This window comes from Rhodococcus sp. NPDC079359 (assembly GCF_040702585.1).
In the GTDB taxonomy this organism is placed as follows: domain Bacteria; phylum Actinomycetota; class Actinomycetes; order Mycobacteriales; family Mycobacteriaceae; genus Rhodococcoides.
This window is the reverse complement of the sequence record NZ_JBFBLH010000026.1, coordinates 1-1,474: the sequence shown is the minus strand read 5'-3', so window position 1 is coordinate 1,474 and position 1,474 is coordinate 1. Positions and strand designations below refer to the sequence as shown.

General features: G+C 63.0%; 1 protein-coding gene. It reads right to left on the bottom strand.

The annotated features are described in order from the left end of the window. Nucleotides 1–74: 74 nt before the first annotated feature. Entirely contained in the window at nt 75–1,334 is a 1,260-nt protein-coding gene (locus AB0362_RS26465; protein ID WP_068052702.1) for an IS256 family transposase, read from the bottom strand. Nucleotides 1,335–1,474 lie beyond the last annotated feature (140 nt).

Genomic DNA, 1,474 nt, shown 5'->3' with positions numbered 1-1,474 from the left:
GATAGTGCCCCATGGGGTGGTGTAATTCGGATCGGTGAACCATCCGGTTCATGATCAACGAGTTGTGTTGTATGTTAGGCGCTTTCGAGCTGAGGTGTCAACGACTCAGCGGTCGTGTCGGTTGATACTGCAGCGCGTTCCTTCCTGGCGATGACGACCCTCAGCTCGTCCATCGACACGTCGGAGACGTAGCGGCGGGTCACTTGCCACTCGTCGTGCGCTTCGATCACCACCGCGGTCGCCAGGCGCAGGAACGCCGCCGGGTTGGGGAAGATCTCCACGACATCGGCGCGGCGTTTGATCTCCTTGTTGAGTCGTTCGATCGGATTGTTCGACCAGATTTTCTGCCAATGCGACTTCGGGAACGCACGGAACGCGAGCACATCTTCCTTCGCACCGTCCATCATCGCCGACACCTTCGGAAACGACCCGGCGAGCGTCTGCGCGACCTGATCCCACTGCGCTGCAACAGCATCCGGCTCGGTGTGCGCGAAGATCGTCTTGATCGCCGCCATCACCGGAGGCACCTGCTTCGACGACACCGCGGAAGTGACGTTCCGCATGAAATGCACCCGGCAACGCTGCCACGACGCCCCGGTGAACTGCTGCGCCACAGCAGCTTTCAAACCGGCATGCGCATCGGAGATCACCAGATGCACCCCCGACAGCCCCCGCGCCTTGAGCCCGATCAGGAACTCCCGCCAGAAATCGAACGACTCACTGTCCCCGACCGCGGTGCCCAACACTTCACGGGTGCCGTCGATCGACACCCCGGTCGCGACGACGAGCGCATGCGAGACCACATGCGCCCCGATCCGCACCTTGCAATACGTCGCGTCGAGGAAGACGTACGGAAACGTGGTGTGGGTCAACGTTCGCTCACGAAACCGCGCGATCTCCGTATCGAGCCCTTGGCAAATTCTCGACACAGTCGACTTCGAGACGCCCGAGTCAACACCCAACGCTGCGACGAGGTCGTCGACGTTGCGGGTCGACACTCCGTGCACGTAGGCCTCCATGATCACCGCGTACAACGCCTGATCGATGCGTCGGCGACGCTCGAGCAGGCTGGGGAAGAACGACCCTGTGCGCAGCTTCGGGATCTGGATCTCGACGTCTCCGCTGGTCGTCGACACCGTCTTCGAGCGGGTGCCGTTCCGGTAGTTCGTGCGCTCGGCCGTCCGCTCGTAGCGGCCGGCACCGAGGACCTCGGTCGCTTCGGCGTCGATCAGCGCCTGCAGGCCGGCGCGGATCAGCTCGGCGAACACCGACGCCGGGTCTGCACCCTTGAGTGCATCGAGCTGGGTGATCAGGGCAGAATGGTCGTGGGTCATCGCGTGGTCCTTTGGTCGAGTCACTGTGAGAGGTAACTCGTTCATCACTACGCGATGGCCCACCCACAACACGGGTACGACACGCCCGAGCTGCGGCTACGCCGCCTCACCGAATGTCCACCACCCCACGGGACTTACCC

What these genes read in the sequence shown, in the direction of transcription:
- AB0362_RS26465 (WP_068052702.1), bottom strand. Translation starts at nt 1,334, where the DNA reads ATGACCCACGACCATTCTGCCCTGATCACCCAGCTCGATGCACTCAAG.